This window comes from Parasphingopyxis marina (assembly GCF_014237875.1).
GTDB classification, from domain to species: domain Bacteria; phylum Pseudomonadota; class Alphaproteobacteria; order Sphingomonadales; family Sphingomonadaceae; genus Parasphingopyxis; species Parasphingopyxis marina.
Map to the genome: position 1 here is coordinate 80,660 of NZ_JACJVJ010000002.1, position 22,979 is coordinate 103,638.

Annotated in this window: 14 protein-coding genes and 2 tRNA genes; 10 read left to right on the forward strand and 6 right to left on the reverse strand. The window is 62.4% G+C overall.

What is annotated here, in order from left to right:
• Positions 1-12: 12 nt before the first annotated feature.
• The gene (locus H6P80_RS09125) at positions 13-771 is read right to left on the reverse strand and encodes a YaaA family protein (protein WP_185801098.1); all 759 of its coding nucleotides are present in this window, start codon (positions 769-771) and stop codon (positions 13-15) included.
• A gap of 204 nt (positions 772-975) precedes the next feature.
• Between H6P80_RS09125 and H6P80_RS09130 the strand changes: the two genes are divergently transcribed.
• Both H6P80_RS09130 and H6P80_RS09135 read left to right on the forward strand, forming a co-directional pair.
• Positions 976-2,268 (forward strand): hypothetical protein, encoded by a 1,293-nt coding sequence (locus H6P80_RS09130; RefSeq protein WP_185801099.1) that lies wholly within the window; start codon positions 976-978, stop codon positions 2,266-2,268.
• Positions 2,269-2,366: 98 nt separating this feature from the next.
• A complete protein-coding gene (locus tag H6P80_RS09135) occupies positions 2,367-3,632 on the forward strand; it encodes a tetratricopeptide repeat protein (protein ID WP_185801100.1) in 1,266 nt (421 codons plus the stop codon).
• Here H6P80_RS09135 and H6P80_RS09140 read toward each other — a convergent pair.
• A complete protein-coding gene (locus tag H6P80_RS09140) occupies positions 3,629-4,105 on the reverse strand; it encodes an Lrp/AsnC family transcriptional regulator (protein ID WP_185801101.1) in 477 nt (158 codons plus the stop codon). The two genes, H6P80_RS09135 and H6P80_RS09140, sit on opposite strands and share 4 nt — an antisense overlap.
• Positions 4,106-4,275: 170 nt before the next feature.
• Here H6P80_RS09140 and H6P80_RS09145 point away from each other — a divergent pair, with 170 nt between their 5' ends.
• From H6P80_RS09145 to H6P80_RS09175, 7 genes are all read left to right on the forward strand, one after another.
• Positions 4,276-5,964, forward strand: coding sequence for a sensor histidine kinase (locus tag H6P80_RS09145; protein WP_185801102.1), 1,689 nt, complete (start codon positions 4,276-4,278; stop codon positions 5,962-5,964).
• Positions 5,948-7,024 (forward strand): polysaccharide deacetylase family protein, encoded by a 1,077-nt coding sequence (locus H6P80_RS09150; protein WP_328804974.1) that lies wholly within the window; start codon positions 5,948-5,950, stop codon positions 7,022-7,024. The genes H6P80_RS09145 and H6P80_RS09150 overlap by 17 nt, the downstream gene beginning before the upstream one ends.
• A 51-nt stretch (positions 7,025-7,075) precedes the next feature.
• Positions 7,076-7,150: transfer RNA gene (locus H6P80_RS09155), tRNA-Ile, on the forward strand.
• 111 nt (positions 7,151-7,261) lie between these two features.
• Positions 7,262-7,338: transfer RNA gene (locus tag H6P80_RS09160), tRNA-Pro, on the forward strand.
• 224 nt (positions 7,339-7,562) lie between these two features.
• Positions 7,563-10,448, forward strand: a complete 2,886-nt coding sequence (locus H6P80_RS09165; RefSeq protein WP_185801103.1) for a glycosyltransferase — start codon at positions 7,563-7,565, stop codon at positions 10,446-10,448.
• Complete coding sequence (locus H6P80_RS09170; RefSeq protein WP_185801104.1) at positions 10,445-11,206, forward strand: hypothetical protein; 762 nt, start codon at positions 10,445-10,447, stop codon at positions 11,204-11,206. The genes H6P80_RS09165 and H6P80_RS09170 overlap by 4 nt, the downstream gene beginning before the upstream one ends.
• 60 nt (positions 11,207-11,266) lie before the next feature.
• Positions 11,267-12,322 carry a TauD/TfdA dioxygenase family protein gene (locus H6P80_RS09175; RefSeq protein ID WP_185801105.1) on the forward strand — a complete coding sequence of 352 codons (1,056 nt, stop codon included), beginning with the start codon at positions 11,267-11,269 and terminating at the stop codon, positions 12,320-12,322.
• On the opposite strand, the gene H6P80_RS09180 is transcribed toward H6P80_RS09175, so the two are convergent.
• Positions 12,312-13,715: a hypothetical protein gene (locus tag H6P80_RS09180; RefSeq protein WP_185801106.1), complete on the reverse strand. Its 1,404-nt coding sequence runs from the start codon at positions 13,713-13,715 to the stop codon at positions 12,312-12,314. The genes H6P80_RS09175 and H6P80_RS09180 overlap by 11 nt on opposite strands.
• 126 nt (positions 13,716-13,841) lie before the next feature.
• On the opposite strand from H6P80_RS09180, the gene H6P80_RS09185 reads away from it, so the two are divergent.
• Positions 13,842-15,749, forward strand: a complete 1,908-nt coding sequence (locus H6P80_RS09185) for a sulfotransferase (protein ID WP_185801107.1) — start codon at positions 13,842-13,844, stop codon at positions 15,747-15,749.
• Between the two features lie 30 nt (positions 15,750-15,779).
• Here H6P80_RS09185 and H6P80_RS09190 read toward each other — a convergent pair whose 3' ends face one another.
• The 3 genes from H6P80_RS09190 to H6P80_RS09200 all read right to left on the reverse strand — a co-directional run bounded on the left by H6P80_RS09190 (position 15,780) and on the right by H6P80_RS09200 (position 22,962).
• Positions 15,780-18,455, reverse strand: a complete 2,676-nt coding sequence (locus H6P80_RS09190) for a glycosyltransferase family 4 protein (protein WP_185801108.1) — start codon at positions 18,453-18,455, stop codon at positions 15,780-15,782.
• 13 nt (positions 18,456-18,468) lie between these two features.
• The gene (locus H6P80_RS09195) at positions 18,469-20,070 is read right to left on the reverse strand and encodes a class I SAM-dependent methyltransferase (protein ID WP_185801109.1); all 1,602 of its coding nucleotides are present in this window, start codon (positions 20,068-20,070) and stop codon (positions 18,469-18,471) included.
• A gap of 570 nt (positions 20,071-20,640) precedes the next feature.
• Positions 20,641-22,962, reverse strand: coding sequence for an EAL domain-containing protein (locus H6P80_RS09200; protein WP_185801110.1), 2,322 nt, complete (start codon positions 22,960-22,962; stop codon positions 20,641-20,643).
• Positions 22,963-22,979 lie beyond the last annotated feature (17 nt).

Below are 22,979 nucleotides of genomic sequence, written 5' to 3' on the forward strand. Positions count from 1 at the left end.
GGCAGTGCGAGGCTAGCCGCGGACGAACCGCCAGCGGTTCTCTTCGGAGTCGCCCGAAACGTAGCGATAGCCGTCCGAATCGAAGGCTTTGAGCGCCTCGGGATCGTCGATCCGGTGTTCGCACAGATAGCGGGCCATCAGGCCGCGAGCGCGCTTGGCCTCGAAGCTGTTGAAGCGCAGGCCGTCCGGGCCGTGCTCGCGGAAATCGACGGCGATGACGCGCTTTCCGGCGATCGGCTTCGCGCCGTCGACCGCCGCCCAATATTCGTTGCTGGCGAGGTTGATGACCGTGTCCGATCCTTCCCGGCCAAGATCCTCGCTCAGCAGGGCCGCGATCTTGTCGCCCCAGAAATCGGTGAGCTTCTTGTACCGCGGCGCCCAGCGGGTGCCCATTTCCAGCCGATAGGGCCGCATCCGGTCCAGCGGCCGCAGCAGACCGTAGAGCCCCGAAAGGATGCGCAGGTGATCTTGCGCGAATCGGATCGCTTCTTCGCCCAGGCTCTTCGCTTCGAAACCGGTATAGACGTCGCCGTTGAAGGCGTAGATCGCGTGGCGTTCCGGCTGCGTCCAGAAATTCTGGTACCGGCCGTGATTGAGGTCGATCAGCTTGTCGGAAACCGGCATGATCGCCTTCAGCTTCTTCTTGCTGAGGTTCGACGCGGCCGAGACGAGGCGATCGGTTTCCACCGGGAAACGCGCGTCTGTCGCGGGAATCGAAGGGGTTTCGCTTTCGAAATCGAGCGATTTTGCGGGAGATATAACGGCTAGCATGGGCGCCCCGTTAGCCTCTCTCACCGGGCACGTCAAAAGCGGCTTTCAACGGCAAAACCGACGGTTCAAGGTGCGTTCAGCGCCCGGGCGCTATGAAAAACCCATCCATCGCAACTTGTTCTGGACGCCGTCCGTTAGTAGCAGGGCTTCAAACCGGTTCTGCGCCGTTGGGCGCGCAAAAGAAGATTTAGGAGAATGAATTTTATGAAACGGGTTTCGCTTTTCACCATGGCCGCCGCTCTGGCTTTTGGCGCAGCCGTTCCGGCCGCCGCCTACCAGCCCAGCGATGTGGTGGCTGAATTCGATCAGGGCGAGCTTGGCGACGAGCTTCGCGGGCTGATCGGCAGCGCCCAGGCGGCGATGAACGCCGAAGGTGCGCCGGTCGATATCGCCGCCGTGCGGGGCGAGCTGGAACAGGCACAGGACCTGATCCAGAATGACGACGAGCGCTTCATCGTCGGGCAGCTCTTCGTATCGCTGGCCGCCAAGATGCAGGAACAGGGCATGGATGCCGCGCAGGTGACCGCCACCCAGGCGCGCGGGCTTCGCCTTTCGCTCGACAGCGACCGCGTGACGCTGGATCGCCGCGGCATCTATTGGCAGGTCGTGGCAAGCGCTGCCAATGCCGCCGGCGATTCCGCTACTGCGCTGCAAGGCTTTCGCAACTCGCTGCACTATGATCCCAACAATGCCGATGCGCATATCCAGGTCGCGCTGGCCAGCTTCAACGCCGGCGATCACCCTGCCGGATATCAGCATGCCCGCGATGCTTTCCGTGTCGCCCGGGCCGATGGCGGCGCGATCGATTCGTCCTGGCTAAGCGTGCCGTTCCGGTTCGCCTTTGAAACGCGCGACATGGCGCGGACGATCGAATTCGGCACCGAATATGTGAAGGAACAGCCGAGCGCGACCAACTGGAACGAGGTTATCCGCGTTTTCCAGACCGTCGGCGAGTTCGACGATGCCGGCAATCTGGATGCGCTGCGCCTGATGCGCGCCGCCAATGCTTTCGATGCCGCCAGCGTCAACGAATATATCCAGATCGCGGCGCGCCGCGGTCTGCCGAACGAAGCCAAGACTGTCTATGATGCCGCGGTTGCCGGCAACGCGATCCCGGCCAATCCGACGATCGCCAGCGAACTCGACGCCGATATTCCGGCCGATCGCTCGAGCCTCGGCGAATCCGAAGCCCAGGCGCGCAGCGCGGCCAATGGCCGGATCGCGCTCAACACGGGCGACGCCTTCGCTTCCTACGGCCAGAACGAGAAAGCGCTCGAACTCTATGCCGTCGCGGCGGAAAAGGGCGGGGTCGATGCCGGCACGGTCAATCTGCACCGCGGCAACGTGCTGTTCAATCTGGGCCGGATGGACGAAGCCCGGCAGGCCTTCGAAGCGGTAACCGGCGATCGTGCCGGCCATGCGGCCTTCTGGTTGCAGCTTATCGACCAGCGTACGGCCGCGTCGGCTCCCGCTAGCGCCGAAGAGCCCGCTGAGTAAGGCAGATGGAAGCGGTTCTGGGGGCGGCGATATGGTTTCGCCGCCCCTATGTCTTTATGCGGCAGGAGAATGTCGCGTAAACGGGAATGAGGGCGAGGATGTTGAGTAAAGCGAAGGGGTTGTCTTCCCTTGCCTGTGCCGTCGCGGCGCTGGCCCTTGCACCGCCGGTGGCGGCGCAGGATGTATCGAGTTTCCAGCTGACCCGGGATATCCGCGAAGCGGCGCAACAGGCACAGACGGCAATTGGGGCGGGCAATTTTCCGGCCGCCTCCGCCGCGCTGAACCAGGCGGCCGCCCAGATCCGCACCGACAGCGATCGCTTCGTGATCGCGCGGCTGCAACTCGATATCGCCAACCGCACCTTCAACACCGCCGCCCAGGTGGCGGCGATCAACGCGCTGCTGGCGAGCCCGCTGCTCCCCGCCGACCAGGCGGCCGATCTCTATTATCATCGCGCGCGGATTTCCTATCATCTGCAGAATGTGGAAGCGGCGCGCGCCGACCTGCAGGCCGCGATCGACCGCGGCACCAGCAATCCGCGGATCTTCATCGCGATGTCGAGCCTGCTCAGCGATCGCAGCGACAATGCCGGCGCACTGGCGATGTTCGATCGCGCGCTTGCCATCCATCAGACTGCCGGGATCGCGACGCCCGCCGACTGGTATCGCCGGGCGATCCATTTCGCCCAGCAAACCGGCCAGCAGCCGCGCGTGCTCCAGCTCGGCCAGATGATGGTCGCGGCCTATCCGACCCGGCGCAACTGGCGCGACGTGGCGATCGAGCACCGCGCCGCCTATGCCGCCGATCCGGGGTCGATCATGGATCTGTGGCGCTTGCAGGCTGCGGCCGGCGCGCTGACCGGTGAGTTCGACTATCGCGATTATGCGCGGGCCGCCCATGCCGTCGGGCTTCCGTCCGAGATCGAGCGCATCGTCCAGGCGGGGCGGGCGGCCAACATCCTTGACGGCGGCAATTCGGAAATTGCGACGCTCGATCGCGGAACGACGCGGGCCGCAGAGGCATTGCGCAACGGATTGCCGGCGCGCGCCCAGGCGGCCGCGAGTGCCGCGACCGGCGAAAACGCGATGGCCGCTGCCAATGATTACCTGTCGCTCGGCGGCTATGACGGCGCCGCGCCGCTCTATCGCACGGCGCTCGAAAAAGGGTCGGTGGATGCCGAACTCGCCAATCTGCGGCTCGGCATCGCTCTTGCGATGAGCGGCGATGCGCAAGGCGCGCGGGCGGCGCTGGATCTGGTCACCGGGCCCCGGGCTTCGGTGGCGCGGCTCTGGCGGGCTTATGTCGATACGCGTCCGGCACCGGCCGCTGCTCCCGTGGCGGCACCGGCAGATCCGGCCAGCTAGTCGACCGGCACGCCGGGCAGCGCTTTCGACGTCCGGATCGTCAGCGAGGTCTTTACGCTTTCGACGTTCGGGATGGTCGTCAGGCTTGAGGTCAGAAAATCCTGGAAATGCTGGAGATCGCGGGCGACGATTTTCAGGATGAAATCGATTTCGCCGTTCAGCATATGGCATTCGCGGACAAGCGAGAGCGTGGTGATATGCTGTTCGAAGGATCGCAGATCGTCTTCGGCCTGGCTCTTGAGGCTGACCATGGCGAAAACGGTGATGCCATAGCCCAACGCCCGGGGGTTGAGCTTGGCATGATAGCTCTCTATCGCGCCCGCTTCCTCGAGCGCGCGCACCCGCCTCAGGCAGGGCGGAGCCGTCAATCCCGCGCGCCGGGCAAGCTCGACATTGGTAATTCTTCCCTCGTCCTGCAACGTGGAAAGAATCAACCGGTCGATATCGTCCAGAGCGGGCGAAGACGTCTTCATAGTCTAATCCTTCACAAAACCAGCCTTGGTTATAATTATATGTCTTGGAAAAGCAATTGTCCCAATACCGTACGGATGGAATAGTCGGCTTCCGTTAACCATTTCCTCGGTCTATCGAAAAATCAGGGGTTTGCGCGGTCCTCGCGCGGATTCGTGAGTGAAGGGCGACGATGCGATTCGACGATATGCTGGCAACGGTACTGGCGCAGCCGCGCGATACCCCTGCCGCACGGATATCGCAGTGGCGCCAGCTGGTCGATGTGCTCGCCCAGCGAGAGGATGTCGCCGCCAATCCCGACCATATCCCGGCCTTTGCGCTGCTCGACGAGTGGCAGCGCGACGTACCCGACGCGATCAAGCTGGAAACGGCGCGCTCGCTCTCCGGCCGGTTCGTGCCGGCCTGGCTGGTTGCCCATTTCGCCGAGGAAAAGCCCGATATCGCGCAGCCCCTGCTGTCCGGCGCGCAGCTCGATACCGGGGATTGGCTCGATATCCTGCCCCGGATGCGGCCCAGTTCGCGGGCGTTGATGCGGCATCGCTCCGATCTCGACGAGGAGGTCCGCGCCGCGCTCGATCGCTTCGGCGCCGCGGACATGATTCTCGATAAACCCGCCGATGCCGCGGTGGAGGCGGATGCGGCCGGGGAGATTCTCGAGCTCGAAGAAGCTGCGATCGTTCCGGAACTTCCCGATCAGGGTTCGATCGCGCAGGATTTCCGGCAGATTCGCAATCTCGTCGAACGGATCGAGGCGTATCGCCGCAACCGGCCGCCGCCCGAGCCCGAAGCCGGGGAATCCGGGGCCTGCACCGAATTCCGTTTCGAAACCGGGCCGGACGGCGTCATCCGCTGGATCGATGGCGCGCCGCGCGGGCCCATCGTCGGCCAGACCATCGCGTTCAGCGCCGATGCGCTCGATTTCGGGGTCGATGGCCATGCGGCCGGCGCCTTTCGCGGCCGCGCGCCGTTTCGCGACGCCCGGCTGATGGTGGCGGGGGAGGGGCCTGCGGCCGGCGCCTGGCGGATTTCGGCGGTACCCTTTTTCGGCGACGCCGATGGCCGGTTCGAGGGCTATCGCGGCATGGCCAGGCGGCCGCGCCGCGACGAGGAGGCCGCGCCGCCGCCAGCCCCGCCCGCTGGGCTTTTCGGATCGAGCCTCCAGCCCGATTCCCTGCGCCAGCTGATCCATGAACTGCGCACCCCGCTCAACGCGATTATCGGCTTTTCCGAGATGATCGAGGGCCAGTTGCTGGGTCCGGTCTCGGCCGCCTATCGCGAACGCGCGATGGCGATCGGCCGGGAAGCGGCGGGCCTGCTCCGATCCGTCGAGGATATCGATACCGCCGCGCGCACCGAGAGCGACCAGCTCGCGCTGGTGCCCCAGCAGGTGGATGTCGCGGAGATCCTCAAGCGGCTGCACGACAATTATCTGGGTCAGGCGGAGGCGCGCGGCGTAGAGCTGACGATCCGCATCGAAAAGGGGCTGCCGCCACTCGCCGCCGATCCGATCGCGACCGAACGGATGATCGAGCGGCTGCTTTCGGCGACGGTCGGCCTGGCGGCGTCGGGAGAAGTGATCACGGTATTCTGCATGCGCGGCGCTGCGCCGGACACGGCGGCCATCGCCTTTTCCCGGCCGGCGATGCTGGCGGGCAAGGACGAGGCCGAACTTCTCGATCCCGGCTTTTCGCCCGAGGGCGACTGGCCCGATGCGCCGGCGCTGGGGCTGGGCTTCGCGTTGCGGCTCGTCCGCAATATCGCGCAGGAAGCGCAAGGCAGCCTCGATATCGCACCGCAGAAATTTGTCCTGCACCTGCCGGCAAAAGATGCTAGCGCCTTGCCCGGTGAGCGGGGCCGATAACAGCGACAAGCCGGACGTCGAGGACGCCTATTCCGGGGAAGAAAGGCGAATGGGGCGGATAGATCGTCCGCCCGATGCCCGCGCCCATGCCCGTCTGCCCCGCGATTTCGGCAAACGTTTCGCGATTTTCGTCGATACCGAAGAGCAATTCGACTGGGAAAAGCCGCTGCGGCGCGAAAACACCGCCGTCACGGCGATGGAAGAACTGCCCGCGGCGCAGCGTTTCTTTCGCGAGGCCGGCGCGCTCCCCATTTATATGTGCGACTGGCCGACGGTCGACGACGATCGCTCCGCGGCGATTCTCGCCGAAATGCACGCGCGGGACGGCTGCGAGATCGGCACCCAGCTCCATCCCTGGGTCAACCCGCCGTTCGACGAGGCGGTCACGGCCTATAACAGCTTCACCGGCAATCTTCCGGTCGATTTGCAACGCGCGAAGCTCCAGCGGCTTACCGCGCGGATCGGGGAACGGATCGGCGTGCGGCCGACCCTCTATCGCGCCGGGCGCTACGGCATCGGCAAGCAGACGGCGGCGCTGCTGGAAGCCGAAGGCTATCGGATGGATGCTTCGGTCCGCGCACTGTTCGACTATGGCGCGCAGGGCGGCCCGGATTTTTCCGGCTTCGAGACCCAGGCCTTTTGGGGCGGCCCCGGGCGTACGCTGTTGGAGCTGCCCCTGACCGCCACCTTTATCGGTACCTTGCGGCAATGGGGCGAGCGACTGTTCCCGCTCGGTGATCGGATCAGCCTGTGGCGTACGATCATGGCGCGGACGGGCATGATCCAGCGGATTGCGCTGACGCCTGAAGATTATCCGCTGCCGCAGGCGCTCGAGGCGATCGAGCGATTGCTCGACGACGGCCTCGCAGTCTTCAGCCTGTCCTATCATTCGCCCTCGGTGGTGCCGGGGCACACGCCCTATGTCCGCGACGCCGCCGATCTGAAGGCCTTTTACGCCTGGTGGGATGGCGTTTTCGATCTTTTCGCCCGCCGCGGCGTGACCGCCGCGCGCGCCGCGGAGATCGTTGCCGCTGCCGACGCTGTCCGCCTTGCCGAATAGGCGCTTGCGTTGGCCGGTGCGCTTTGGCAGGGCGATGCCGCCGAACGGGTGGGGCCTGTAGCTCAATGGTAGAGCCGGCCGCTCATAACGGCTTGGTTGCAGGTTCGAGTCCTGCCGGGCCCACCAGTTTTGCCTATCGGGAAAATACGCGGGGCGTATTTTGGGGGCAAAACTCGCCGAGCGATAGCGCGGTGGTATAGTTACGCTGAAAGGCCCCGTCTCAGGGGTTGAAAATGTCGGGGAGTGGCGCAGCCTGGTAGCGCATCTGCTTTGGGAGCAGAGGGTCGCTGGTTCGAATCCAGTCTCCCCGACCATTCAAGATCCGGCTTCGGGCGACCAGCGCCGCATGGCCTCCGACCATCCCGCGATGCCGGGCCCCGCGGACCCTTGTTCTATCGGTCCACGGATAATCATCGGTTGGGCGGCGATAGGAGGAAACGCGCTGACCGACGATTGTCGCCCGCTTTGCCCTTTCTCATCGGGCGGCAATCCATATAAGCGGGATCGCTTGTCGTTCTGATCACAAAAGGGAGTTCGAATGGCGCGACGCCCGGTTGAACTCATCGAACAGGCACTCGCCGAGCCGGATCCGGTGGAATCGACACTGTTGCTGGCCGAAGCGGGTATTCGCGGCGGAAATCCCGAATTCGCGCGCGAGGCGCTGCGCGGCGTTGCCGGGGATTCGAGAATCGCAGCCGCGCAGGCGCGTATTGCGTGGTTGTCTGACGATTATCTCGCAGTGATCGCTTATGTCGATCGCATCGAAGGGGCGGGCGCTCTCGATCGCGAGACCGCGGTCTTGGGGGCGAAGGCTTCGTGGCGCGCGGGAGACTATGCCCGCGCCTCCCGTCTGGCCCGTCGGGCTGCTGACCAGGCGCGGGCCGAAAAAGGGTTGAGTGAACGCGCGACCCGCGACCTTCGCTGGATGTCCGCTTATTTCGATGCGATCGCCGGCGACCCGCGCGAAGGGGACTGGCTCGTCAATCGCGCGCTTGTTAAGCGCTGGCAGCAAAGCCCTGAGGCCGACATGCCGATCATCGGCCTGTTCGACTATAAGGGCCCCGACCTTTCCTTCGCCAGCGCCAATCTCGGCGACTTCATCCAGACGGCCGCGATCCTGCGCCACATCGCCCGTTTCCGGGGGGCAAGGCTGGTCTGCGACCAGCAGCGGATTCACCGTTCGCTGCGCCGGCTCGCCGATAGCTGGTCCGAGGAAGATCGTGTTGCGATGCCCGGCGATGCCTATCTCGCCATCTTCGATCGCGATGCGCCGCAATCGGTCGCCTTGCGCTTTCCGGGGCGGCCGGTCTGGGCCGTCTATAACGGCTGGTTCTATCACCGGCAGTTCGGCAAGAACGATGCCTTTCCGCCGCCTGACAATCTGTGCCCGATACCCCTCGGCTTCCATCTGTGGCGTCCGTCGGACCTGGACCAGCCTCTGCTCGATTGGCTGCGCCGCTACGCGCCGATCGGCTGCCGCGACAGGAACACGATGCGCTGGCTGCTGAACCAGGGGATCGATGCCTTTCTTTCGGGCTGCCCAACGATGACGCTCGCCACGGCGATCAATCCCGACGAGCCACGCTGCGGCCGCTGCCGGGTCGATATAGAGAAGACGGGTGAGGGGCAGGGCTGGGAAACACTGACCCACCACTATCCCGACCTGCGCACAGCGGCCTTTGCCGAAAGTATTGAAAAGGCTGTGGACCGGCTCGACCATTATGCCGGGCTCGAAATGGTCGAAACGGGCCGGTTACATTGCCTGCTTCCCTGCGAGGCGCTCGGCACGCCGGTCCGCTTCGTGCCGGGCAAGGACGCTGATCGCCGCTTCGAGGGGCTGGTTGGGATCGCCGACGACGACCGGTTCGGGCTGCGGGATCGCATAACCGAGCTGCTGCGCGAGATGTTTACGCAGATTCTTGCCGGACAGACACCCGATACCGTCTATGAGCGGTGGCGCGCCATGACGGCGCCGCTCGCCGTCGCAGCGAAGGCCGAGCTGTTCGGCAAGGAACCGCCACCGCGTCTCGGCTGCGTCGAACCGGTGAGCGTCGCGCCGGGGACGGATGGTGGCATGGTGACCCTCGTCATGGCTTTCGACGCGGCCTATGCGGCGCGCGCCCAGGCGGTGCTCGCTTCGATCCGTGCCAACAGCCAGCGTCCGATCCGGCTCGTACTGCTAGTCCGCGAGCTGGAGGATCGCCAACTCGCGCCGTTGTCGTGCGCGGCCGATGCGGTGGAGACGCGGATCATCCCCATGGACGAGCGGCTCGAAGGCGCCGAAGTCGAATTGTCGCAGGCGATCACGATCTCGACGATGGACCGCCTGTTCCTGGTCGACGCGCTCCCCGATCTCGACCGAATCGTATATATCGATTGCGACACCATCGTGCTTGGCGATATCGGCGAGCTTGCCGACCATGATCCGGGGCCTGCGGGCCTCGCCGCGCGGCCGACGCCCAATCCCAACGTTGCGCGAATCGCCGAGATGCTCGAACGCCGGGCCGCCGGCATGCCCGCCGACGAGGCACGCGCCCTGCGGCTGCGCCTGGCGCGCGAGATCGATCTTCGGCAACCCGGGTTCAACGCGGGGGTACTTGTAATGTCGCTCGATACGCTGCGGGCCAACGGGACGATCGACTGCGCGCTCGATCTCGTCCATCGCTTCGGCCTGCACGATCAGGACGCGCTCAACTTCTCGAGCCTCCAGGGCTATGCCGCCTTGCCCGCCCGCTGGAACAGCATACCGCAATTCGACATCGATCCCGACGCTGCGCTGCTTCACTGGGTGGGAGCGCGCAAACCGTGGATGAAAACCCAGGTCCGTTGTCAGAAGCAATGGCAAATCTATGCCCGGGACCTCGAGCCGATCCCCGGTCTGGAACCGCGAGCCTCCGCAAAGGTGACCAAGGACCATTGGCTCGACGCCGGCACCTATCGCGCGGACTGGGACGATCGCGCTGGAATGGCCGCCCGCTGGATCGCCGCGGGATCGCACGTGCTCGACCTCGGGTGCGGAGCACGGCTGTCGCTCAAGGAGAAACTACCGCCGGGCTGCATCTATCAAGGGCTCGATCAGCGTAGTTGGAGCGATGAAGTCATCGCGATGGACCTCGACACCGGCGATTTTCCGAATGGCGACTATGACGTTGCCGCAATGCTCGGCCTGATCGAATATCTGTCGGGCCCGGCCGGTGTCCTCGCCCTTGCAGCCGCTACGGCGCGGCGGCTGATCGTCAGCTATTGCCATCCATGCGAAGGCGGCGATCCCGGGCTTCGTGAGAAACGTGGCTGGATCAACGCCTATGACAACCGCGAATTCCTGCAGCTGCTCGAAGGCGCGGGCTGGCAGGTCGAGGCGATGGAAACCTATCGCGCCAACGCCAATATCCGGGAATTGCTGTATCGGTGCGGCCGCCGATGATCCGGTTCGCCGTCCTCTCCATGCCGCGCACCGGATCGACGATGGTTGTCGAGAAGCTCGGCAGTCATCCGGACGTGACCTGCTATCTCGCCCTGTTCAGCAAGCGCGAATTTTTCGCCACCGATCACCCCCCGACCCGCGCGCTTCGCGACGCTCTTTCTGGATGGGACGTGTGGGAGGACCGCCATGAAAAATACGCGGCGTTCATGGCGGACGTCGTCGCCGGCACGCCGCCCTGCAAGGCGATGGGTATCAAGCAGCATATCAACGGGCCGAAGGCCGCTACGCAGGGCCTGCTCGCGGATCCGGACGTTCGCCTCATCTCGCTCGTCCGGCGCAATCACCTTGCCACCTATTCCTCGGCGCAGATCGCGCTCCAGAAGGGCTGGAATAACCGTCGCACGATAGCGGCGCGAGAACAGCCGAAGGTCGCTTTCGATGCCGGCCAGTTCGAAAAACACATCTGCGCCCGCGAGCATCATGACCGGCTCTGGTCCGGGTTGATCGCCGAGCGTGGCGGGAAGGAGATCGATTATGCGCGCGCGCGCACCGCGGATGGCGCGGCCGAACTCTGGGAATTTATCGGCGTCGATCCGGCGCTTGGCGGCGACACGACGCTCGTGAAGAACAATAGCGAAGATTTTCTGCAGCGGTTCGAGAATCCCGGCGATGTACAGGACTGGCTCGAAGCGCATGACCGAACCGATTGGCTGGAGCCCGAAATCCAGCCTCCCGATTTGGGTGGCCGTGTTCAGTAAATCATGGACAATCCTGCCGTTTTTGGCATAGTTCGTATCTTGCCCAGGGGGGGTAGTAGTATGAAGATCAAGCAACTTTGCAACGCGATCCAGGTTTCCGACATCGATCTGGAGGACGACGAGCAGTGCCGCGAACTCGGTCGGCTTGTCGCGCACGAATGCGTGGTTTTCGTTGATGACAAGGTGTCCGAGCCGCGGCTCCACGAAATTCAATCGCTATGGGGCCAGCCGTGCCGGGCGATCATCCACCGCTATGTCGGCGAACGGAAGCTCTCCGGAACGCATTGGCGCAGCCTGCTGCTGAACCTGGGCCATATCTCGAATGCCGTCGATGGGTTCGCCGAAAAGGGCGGTATGTCGCGCGTCAGCCCCATCTTGAATAAGAAGGGCAAGCCGACCGGCATTTTTACCAACGGCAAACTAGACTGGCATTCGGACCAGCAAAGCTATCATGAAAGCCAGCGCGTGGTCGGTCTGATGAGCCTTTGGGGGTCGAAGGGCAGCCAGACCGTCTTCCTGTGCACGGCGCCGGCCTATGAGGCGCTGAACCATGAAGACCGGACGATGGTGGAGGAGCTCCACTCGGTCTGGGCCTGGGACGGTGGCGAACTCGGCGGCGACCTGATCGATTCGCAAAAGGAAATCATTCGCTACAACACGGTGCCGCTGCCGGAGATGGAGAATCCGCTGCTCGATGAGACTGCGACGGGCCGCAAGGGCATTCGTTTCCCAAGCCATTGCTTCAGCCATTTCCGGGGGATGTCGAAGAAAGAGAGCCTGGCCTATCGGGACCATTTATGGTCGCTGCTCAACCGGCCCGAATATATCTATACGCGGGACTGGGAAGACGGGCAGATCATGTTCATGGACCAGAATATCACGCTCCATGCCCGACCGACCGACATCACGATGACCGACACCCGGACGATGAACCGGATGAACTCCTATATGGACCGGCTCTATCCCGACGCGGCGCCGCTCGACCATGTCTTGTACAAGGGGCAAAAGCTCGATCACGACACTTTTGCCAGGCTTGTCGACGAACAACGGCGCGAAGATTTTTACAAGGAACAGGGCGGCCATCACGCCAAGGCCGCCATTCCCGCTACCGCCTGACCGTTTCGGAGCGGCCGCGCTCCGTGAGCGATAGGCCCTCGCGGAGCACTTGGCCCAATGTTCGGCCCTTTGCCGCTTCGACCATGACCTGGTGGGAGGCCTGACCCTTCAGCGCGATCGAATGCACGCCGGGCCTGTCGGCGATCCGCGCGGCGTGCCAGCTGTCGATGCCGTTATCGGCGGAATAATAGTGGGTGATCGGCAGGGAATCATCGAACGCGTCCAGCCAGGAAAGCATGTCGAGCGTCGCGGTATCGAAATTGCGTTGCAGTTTGCGGGCAACTACCTGAGCGCGAAAATCAACATTGGCATTGCCGGGCCCGCAATCGGTCGGCGAACCGAACAGCAGAGCCGCTTCCGCCCGCAGGTGAAGCCCGTAGACAACTGCCGAATAGCCGCCCGCCGATCCGCCCATCGTGTAGATTTTCTCCAGACCGAGATCCGTCACGATTTCCCTGAGGCCAGCGGCGGCTTCCTCGATGGATTCAGCAAAGTCGGGAATGCCTTTCAGGCACAGCAGGTGGCTCGGATCCTTGACCGTGATTGTGGTGAGGCCGAGATCGGAAATATATCGGTCCAGTACGCTGCCTTCGCTGCGGCCCCGGCCGGGTATCCCGAAGCCGTTGAAAAAGATCAGGGCGCCGCGATCTCCCTCGCTATGCCCGACCATGACATTGGGCGTAAGGCCTGACGCTTCGAGACGCGGCTGACACGCCGGAACATTGGTCAGCATGTCCAGGATGCCATCGAAATCGCTGGTCTCGGCATTGCCGCGATATCGGCGCGCCAGAAGAACCGCGCGATCCTCTTCGCCGGCCCGGTACAGCCAGCGAATTCCTTGGAGCTTGATCGCGGTGCCGCTTTCGGCCGGCAAGTCCTCCAGATAGGAGACGAGCCGCTCGTGATCGTCCGATTTCATGCCGACATAATCGCTGGCGGCGAGCAGCGCCTCGGGATTTTCGAAGGCGCGGGGGCGAAGCCGCATGATCCGCCGTATCGCGCCGATCCTGTTCAGCCGCCCTAGGAGGCGAAGCTGAAGCCCGGCAATGACGGGGTCGTCAGGCGCGACCTCCGCGGCATCGGCAAGCAAGGCTTCGAGGCGTTCCATGTCATGGGCGTGCATCAGCGCTTCGGCATAGCCGCGGACTTCGGCCAGCGGGAGCTCCAGCGCCAGGATTGCATCGGGCGTCAGCCCCACGAGGATGTCGTCCGCGATTCCCTCTTTCGAACGCATAAGCGCGGTGCGCAACACGCTTCGGGCAATGCGTTTGACCGGTTCGTCGTGATCGGGCGAAAGCGCGGCGATATAACCCGGCCAGTCTTTTGCCGCGGCGAGCTCTCTAAAGCGCTTCGCCTGCTCGCGCTGCTGCACGCCCAAAGGTTTTGAGTTCACTTCGCGCTCCAACACGGTAGGATATCAAAAGCATAGCAGGCCGCCAGGGAAGTAAAATCCATGCACCGGATAGTCGATCGATCGCGAATTGTCCCCATGGGTCATATTTGAGGCGGCATCGCCACGATGGCAACGATCGATCGCCTTTTCGCCATTATCGGCATGCCACGCAGCGGGACCACATGGTTGCACCAGCGATTGTGCCGACACAGCCGCATGGTGCGCGCACTGGGGCAGATAAAGGAAATCCATTATTTCGATCATGTTCATGCCGGCGATATAAGCCTGCTTCCGAGCGACGAAAGCCGTGTGGCCGGGCGTTTCGATTTTCTCCGGGCCCAGGCCGAAGCGCGCCTGGCGCGCATCGACCAAGACCTCGCATCGGCCGATGGCAAACGGAAGGTGCGGCTGGAGAGGCAGCGGCGCGACATACGCCATTATATTTATGAATTCGCCTCGAGCGACCAATGGTATGCAGACCTGTTTGCTGACGGCCCGGGCGACTGGTGTCTCGATTCTACGCCAGCCTATTACCGATTGCCCGAAAAGGGCCTGCGACACCTCCTGTCGGTAGCAGAGCAAAGCCGGTTTCTGCTGTTGTTACGCGATCCCTATGAGCGGACGCTCTCTGGCATCCGGCAGAGGATTGCGCGACAGGGCCTCGACTGGAACGCTTGGAGTGAAAACGAGCGCCTCGTCTTTGCTCGGCTCGTCTTAGACGATGGCCGCGCGGTCGAAGAAACCCGGCGCCTTCTGGACAATGTTCCGCCGGAGCGTCTGCGGATCGTCTGGTTCGACGATATTCGCGAGAAGCCGGAAGAGGTCGTCGCGGCTGCGCTTGATTTTGCCGATCTCGACTTTGAGCCAGGCTGCATGGCCGCTGCCGAAAAAATACCCAATCCGAGTCCCGGATACGAGCTTTCGGAGCAGCTCCGGGCCGTTATTCATGCCGAAACCCGGCAAACCGTCCAGGGTCTACGCACCATCGGGCTTGACGTTCCCGCCGGATGGGATCGACCGATCCGGCCGGACCGCGACACACTTGCCACGATCCCCGGCACGAGGCAGGGCAGGGGCATGAGCCTCGCCATTTCGACCGGTATCGCCGTCCAGCCCGAATTCGACTATCGAACGCTCCAGCTGCCCCTGCGGGTTCAAGATGCGCCCGGCATGCTCTCGCTGGGCGAGCGGCGTTTGATCTATGGCTATTTGCGAAACAATTTCGAAGATGCCGGTCTTGTTGTCGATGGCGGAAGCTTTCTCGGGTCCTCCACCGTGGCCGCCGCGGAGGCGCTCCGCGAAAGGGGCGCGGACGCGCCGACGATCCACGCCTATGAGCGCGGCTTTTTACCGGGCAATGGCGCAATCAGACAATTCAGGGACGTGTCCTACCGGATGGGCGAAAGCTTCGTTCCGATATTGGAAGATGCGGTTCTGCCCTATGAAGACCTAGTCCAGCTACACGTCGGCGATCTTCTGGAAGAGCGGTGGAGTGGCGATCCCATCGAATTCTGCTTCATCGATGTCTGCAAGAGCGCCGCGTTGAACGCGCATGTGGGCCGAGAATTCCTGCCACACATCCTTCCCGGCAAAATCCTCGTAAACCAGGATTTTTTCTTCGATCGGCTGCCATGGATCAAGATCACGATGGGATATCTCGCCGATTATTTCGAATGGCGCGGCCGGGTTCATTCCAGCTCGATTTATGTTTGCAAGAAGCAGGTGCCGCAAGCGGTCGCCGATTACGATCCCTGGACGGCGCGGGACGAGCGCTGTCTCGAATATCATGATCGCGCCGTCGATCTGCCCTTTGAGGACGAGGGCGTCGATTTTCTCATGGCGCTCTCCCGCACCTATCTGGTCGCGCTTTTGCATCGCAAGGAGGAGGCGCTGGCAATGCTCGACGATACCCAAGCTCGGCATGCGGATTATATCGCCTCGAAAGACAATATGCGGGATGCCAGAAACGCGCGGTTTCGCGTGGAACGCGCGCGCCGGCAGATTAGAAACGATGCAATCCTCAGAGTGTCCTGATCGAAAAGACCACCGCTGGCGACGGAAACGCTAGTCTGGGCGAAACCGCATTCCCAATCGCCTGCGAACGCGGCCGAGCAAGCCCATCGCGCCGGGATCGATCGTTACGGTGGGTTCCGTAATGCCCCGTTTGCCGGTTGAAGATTTGATCGCTGTTGCGCCGTTGCCGTTCCGCGCAAGAGCCTTTTTGCGCAGGCGTTCGGCTCGCAGGCTTTCCACTATTTCGAGTATCGCGTCGAAATCGCTTCCCCAGTAGATCGGCCGATGGGAACTCAGATAGTGGATGTTCTCCTCGAGGCGCTGAATGGCCACCCCGGCGGCCTTGATATTCTCGTTTATCAGTTCGATCCGCAAATGCGCCTTTGGCCTGGTTTCGAGAAAATCGAGCACCGGAAATTCGAGAATTTCGAGTTCCTCCCGGCTGTCGAAGCTCTCGTCGCTTCGCAAGACCTCGTTGTTCAGGAGCACGACGAGTGCACCCGTATGCCGGACGGCGATCCGCAATATATTCCGCTCGCGCTCGAAGCCGAGGAAGATCGAATGGTTGTACGGCACCGTTTCGTCGAGACGGCCCTGCCGTTCGACATTGGTCAGCCACGCGATGCTTCCCGCCTTGCGGTGCGCACCGGCCATTACGAGCGGCCCGGCATTTTTTTGCTTCTGCCGTTCCATATTGCCGACACCCATCAGTAGGAGCTTCCTCACGGCGAGATCGGTGGTTTGCAGCATCGTCTTGCGGATCAGATAGTCGCTATGCGCCTCGGCCCGCGTGATGGCGTCATAATTTCCGGAAAATTCGAACAGCGGTTCGGGGATCGCGAACAGCTCGCGGCCCTCGGCCGCGATCCTGCCCAGAAACTCGAATATCGTCCCCGCGCTGACACGATATGGCTCGAACAGTCCCGCGTCTTTGAAAGCCTTGCGCGTGCCCGCCACGAGTTCGACGCCATAGGCATCTCGGGTCAATGTCTGGGTCGCCGGGTCGCCGCCCAGCGGCGCGAAGAGCGTATCGATAGCCGTGTCTTCGGATGCAAATCGGAACAGGCTGGTCACGAAATCGTCGGGCCGCGCGGTGAGCGCGCGCCCTACAGCTTCGAAAAAGGCGGGGCTCAGCGCAATGCCGTCGGTTCCGGCGAATATGCAGATGGCACTGTCTGTTTCCGCATAGGCGCGGTTGAAACATTCGCCGATCGAGCATCCCGACGCCTGGATAATGCGCGCGCCCTTGGCCGCAGCGTCGCGGATGAGTCCCTGATCGGCGTCCGCAGGAGGGAAAGCGATGCAAATGACCGTCTCTACCGTATCGGGTTGTACGTCGAGCGAATGAACAATCCGAGCTAGCTCCACCGGGCTGGAGGGCACCGAAATGCAGGCAATAGACTGCTCTTCGATGGCTTCTGATAACGGCACTGACCAGTCGGCTACGCCCTTGTCGGCGAGGAAATGATGGAAACCATACCATGTCTCCAAATTGGCGCCGTTCTCGAAACTGGGTCCCGCAATTACTTGCCCGCCTTCCAGTACGGTTGAAAGCCGGACGGACAGCTCCTGCACGTTTGGACCGACGAGGGTCGCCGCGCGATATTCAGGTGCGATTAGTTCGGGCGTGCCGCCGACGGCCGTCGCGACGAACGGGATGTGATGGACGAGTGCCTCATAGACGGCCATCGTCGAATTCTCGATCAGCGAGGGCATGACGGCGATCATGTCGCGCGAACACATAAGCGAGAGCGCTTCGGGCTGGTTGAGATCGGTGACGATATCGACGGGAAAGGGCCAGCGTGCGGCGTGTTCCTGGATGAAGTCCAGCGACTTTGTCTGCTTGAGGATTTTTTCCCCTTCCTTGCCGAGAAAGGTGACACGCTCGATCGCCATATTCTCCGCGACCAGCATGTCCACGGCGTGGACGAAGAGGTCGAGCCCCTTGCGCGGTTCCAGCCGGCCGAAGAAAACAAGTTCGCGGGCCTTTACGATATCGCCGGTTGTGCGTTTGGGGCGCCGATCCTCGACCAGCACTTCCGAGAAATCGACGATGTTGGGCTGCACATAGGTGCGGCCTTCGGGCAGCGTATAGCCGATATGGCCCATGAAGCTGAGGAGATGCGCGCTGCCGCCCACGACCATGTCCGCCCATTCGACGCATTTCTGCTCGGCGAAACTTGCGACGACGAGATCATGTTTTTCAATCGGCCGCATCTGATAGTGCCGATTCCAGACGTGGGGCGATGAGGCCTTCATGATGAAGAGCGTGTCCTGAAAGGCGAGGCCGAGCCGCTTGGCCTGCAGCGCATAAAAGGCGCCGCCCCGCCATTCGGAACTGTGGACGACATCGAAGCGGTCATTCGCCTTGAGCCAGCGATAAAAGGCGAGCCATCGCCCCTGCCACTTGCCGCTCGCGGCCGCGATGTTTTCGTCGAGCTGCCGCAGATAGACCAGGTCAATGCCGAAGGTACGGTAATGCGCGATCCAGTGTTCGGGCGTCTCGTTTTCGACGACCGGGCCTTTCAGGCATAAAACCGTCACTTCATGGCCTTTGGCAACCAAGCCGCGGGCAAGATGATAATAGGTGGAGGCGATCCCGCCGTTACGTACCGGGCCGATAATTTCTTCGGTAGCGATTAGGACGCGCAGGCCGGCATGGGGCATGTCCGATGTGAACGCCGCCAGCGAGGGAAACTCCAATATGTCGAAGGCGTCTGTTTGCACGGGTGCGGTCGTCCTATTTTGGGGTCGCCACACAAAGCACGGCATTCACCGTGAGATCGCGCTTCGTAAGGGTGGGATCGAAATTCTGGATCTTTGCAAGAACAGAATGGTTTAGCCTTTTCGTCACGGCAGCAGGCGAGTCGATTTCTTTCCAGATTTCCAGCGCGTAGTGCCGCTCCGTCGCCGCTTTTATCTCGTTGAGCCGAATGTGATTGAGGCCGGCGTTCACATAATGATCTGCCGGCATGTCCGGTGCGGCGATGATGTGGTTCCAGTCCGCCATCCGGTCCTGCTCCGCGACGCCCGGCGTGTAGTTCTGGGGCTGGTTGGGCGCCTGGTGATGGCCGTTCCAGCAATAGAAATTGTGATGGTGATAGATCAGCCGCCCGCCCGGCTTGAGCAGCTTGCGGATATCGGGAATGATTTCCCGGATATTCGCCAGATGTTCGGTGACATTATGCAACGCCACGACATCGAATTGCTCGCTGGCACCAAGATCTTCGACAACGCCGTTGATCAGCCGGATGTTGGGGCATTTCCGCATGATATCCCGCGGCGTGATGCCAAGATCGGCCTTGATCCGTTTGCGCTTGTTCTTCACCGCACTGGAATCGAGCGGCATCTTCGGGTCGATGCCTACATAGTCGGCGGCGCCTGCCACTAGAAAGCCGTTCCCGAACGCGCCGAACCCGCAGCCGATATCGAGCACTTTGCCGTGGCGGATATAGGCCCGGATGCGTCGGGGCCAGATGATATACCCGTATTCGACAGATTTCGCGATCAGATCGGAATCATAATTGTCGATCGCTGGTTTGGGGGTCGGGGCGTTCAGGAAATATGCGGCCTTGGCATAGACGACGTCATTGGCCCAGTTGCGATCTTCGATCTTCTCGGCCTGGCCCTTGATCCAGCGAATATGCTTGCGCAGTTCGGCCATGCGTTCGGGCCGGGCTCGCTCGGGCAGGGCGGCTTCGATTTTCGCGATTCTCTCGGCCAGCATTGAATCGAAATCCGATACCGGTTTTTTCTGCCTGCTCGGCTTCGCCTCGGAGGCTGCGGCCTTCTTCCGCGTTTCTCTTGTCTTGGCATGGCCAGGAGCAGGGAGGGGAAGGTCTTTCCCGATTTCGGTACGCAGGCGTATCGCAAGGCTATGCCGGGGGCGCTCCGCGAGAAAGCCGTCGATCAGCTCGAGCGCCTGTCCGATATCGCCGGTTGCCCGCAAGGCGCGCGCCAGATGCAGTTCGACGATCCCGGACGACCGCATTTTCCGCGCCGCTTGCAAATCTTCCAGCGCCAGTTCGGCGGTCCCCTGGTTCAGGGCCGACTTCGCCTTTTCCACCAGCGCCTGGGTCGTATCGATCCGCCGTTTCGATTCCCGCACGGCTGTCGCGGGCGCGCCGAGTTCTCCTGCGCGATCCAGCGCTTCGACGGCCTTGTCGAACTGGCCGAGCCATTCCCTGATCCTGGCCATCCGCATATGCGCGGACCAGCTGCCCGGCGTAGCCCGCAACACTTGGTTCACGATCTGCAGCGCTTCGTGAGACTTTCTCTCCGACAACAGTCCTTGGGCACGCTGAAGCGGCGTAAGATCCGACTTTTCGGATGTTTCGAGCATACTGTCCCCAACCGCTAAAGCGACCCTTGGCCTTAGCGATCGGATAATGATGCCAGTCCGGCGGGTTTCCTGCAATGCCGGGGGCAAGGAGGACTGGTTGGGGTTTCGGTAGCGCCCCGCAGTTTCACGCAGTTCCGGTCGAGGGCGGTGCGGGGGTTTTCGGCCTTTTTAGCTATCGGGTGGTGAGACGGATCCGGCTCTGAGACCGCATGCTGCGGGGTGGTCGAAGTTCCCAGCGAAATACCTTAAGGCCCGGGACGCTTCGCCGCCGCTAATCGATCGGGCTATATGAAGTCCTGTGCGCTCGACCCTTGTGGGGTGGCTCGCTTGCTCGAAATCCTCCGCCGGTGCTGTTCAAATGGCGGGGAAGGGGGCGAAGCCGTTATCGGGTGCTGCCCCAGCCGCCGCCGAAGAGCCAATCCCAAAAGCCGCGAACCGGCTGATTCTGGCGCGGAGCGCGGGCTTCGTCCATCGGGTTGGGCTTGCTCATCTCGATATTCCTCACGATCACAGAAAAACGCTGTGCCGCATGGATTATCATTAATGAACACGGTTAACAACCGTTAAGCATCATGCGCTCGCGCGATTGCCTCCGGGTGAGAGGGTGTCCAGTAATTCGCCCGGGCTCATCGGAAAGCCGATCAGATAGCCCTGCGCCCTGTCGCACCCGAATTGTTTCAGAAGCTCCAACGCTTCTTCCTCCTCCACGCCCTCGGCGGTGACCGACTTGGACAAGGCGTGTGACAGATCGATGATAGATTTTACGAGAACCTCGTCCGCCTCGGAGCCCGGCAGCTTCTGGACGAAACTGCGGTCGATCTTGATTTCGTGCACCGGCAATTCCCGGAAATAATCGAGACTCGACTGGCCGGCGCCGTAATCGTCGATCGCGATACGGACGCCCATCTGTGTCAATCGGGCGAGCAGCTCAGCCGCCCGGCCCTTGTCCTTGAAGGGCGCGGTCTCGGTGATTTCCAGCGTCAGGCAAGAGGGCGAAAGGTCGCGCTGGCGGATCGCGCCTAGCACCAGTTCGATGAGCGAGTCGTCGTTGAGCAGGCTGACCGAGAGATTGACCGCTACCGTGAAGTCCGGATTGGATTTCCGTGCCTCGGCAACGAATTCCAGCGCCTGATCGAGCACGAAGGTCGTCAGATGCTTAATCCGGCCGCGCTGTTCCGCCAGCGCGATGAATTCGCCGGGGCCGATTTCCCCGCGAACGGGATGCTTCCAGCGAACCAGCGCTTCGGCGCTCATGATCCGGCCGTCCAGCAGGTCGATCTGGGGTTGGAAAACGGTCCTCATCTCGCCGCGGCTGATCGCGGATTCCAGTTCGCCGATCATCGCCAGGCCCCATTCCTTTTGCGGACGGGCTTCCCGGTCATGCTCGATCCACAGGACGCCGCTGCTCATGGCTTCGCGCGCGGCGGCCAGAACGCTGGTGATGCGGTGGGAAAGCGGCATGGCGGGATCGCGGTCGATCCCGAAGGTCACATTGGTATCAAACTGCTTGCCGTCCACCAGGACGGGATTGCGAAACAGCGCATGGATGCCGGAAAACTGGGTGACAGCGCGGTCGAAATCCTCCGCCGGCACGAACCAGCAGAAATTGCCGTCGTCGCCGTGCATCAGCGCCGTGTTGCCGATGCCAAGTTGCAGCCGGTTGACGACCTGGCTCGTAACCTCGGCCTCGAGATGCGCAGGCAGGGCGCTCACGATTTCAGCGAGTGTGTCGAAATGGGCGCCCACCACGACATGCCGGTTGAGCGGTTCGTCGTGAAGCGCCGCGTTGAAGGTCGGCAATCCGGAGATCGGATTGATCGTGCCCTCCGATTTTTTCCGGCGCCCCATCCGCGCCCAGATACCCCATACGAGCATGATCAGGACAAAGGCGATCGTCGGCGCGAGTTCGGCAGAGATATTGATCGTTTCGAGCAGCGTGGTGCCGAGAAAGGTTACCGGCAGAAGCGCCAGACAGGTCAGGATCGTGCGCATGCTCCAAAGCTGGTTTCGCCAGGCGAGAAACAGCGCGAAGCAAAAGGCCCAATAGGATATCCAGCCAAGAAAGGCCGGGCGCCCGGCTTTTAACGTCTCGGCACCGAGGATCGTGACGAACAATCCGGCGGCGGGCCGTTGGCCGAGAACCGAGTAATAATCGCTCACCGTTTCGTCGTTGCCACCGACGACCACGTCGCGGCCGGTCAGATCGGGCAGAGGCCCTTCATTTTGCACGAAGTGCTCGGCGCTCCAATAGGGTATCGAGGCGACCGAATAGGAATAATCGACCCGGAAGAGTTCGCCTTCTTCGCCGGATATGTCGGCGATCGCGGCCTCCATCGATGGACGGGAGACGCCGGCGATCCGCATTCGATAGGGAACCGATTCCACGCCGTTCCAGAAAGTGATCCACTTGCTGATCGACACGACCTCGACCTGTTCGGCGATGGCTTCGCTGGGATTGACGAAGCTGCGGTCCCTAGGATCGGGGCTTACCGAACTGGCGACGAATACCCGACCGGGAAATCGGCCGACGGAATCGATCAGCGCTGGTTCGTTCCGGACCTCACCCGACTGGAAATAGAAATTATAATAAACCCGCCGGGCCCCGGCTTCGAACAAGGAATCGTTCAGCGCGGCGATCGTTTCTCCGTCCCAAGGCCAGCCGCCGATGTCGCGCAGGGCACGCCGATCAATGCCGACGGCCACGATCTCCCCGGAAACGGGCTGACTGCGCATCTTGTTGCGCAGGCCGGACAGGGCGAGATCGAGCGGTTCCCCGAACCCTGTAAGGCCGATGAGTAGGGAAATGGTCGCGGCCCACAGTACCGGGCTGAGAGACCCTCGGGCGAGGGTTCCTGTGCCGGAATCGCGTCCAGATCTCTTTAGTCCCAACATGGACCGATCTTATAAGA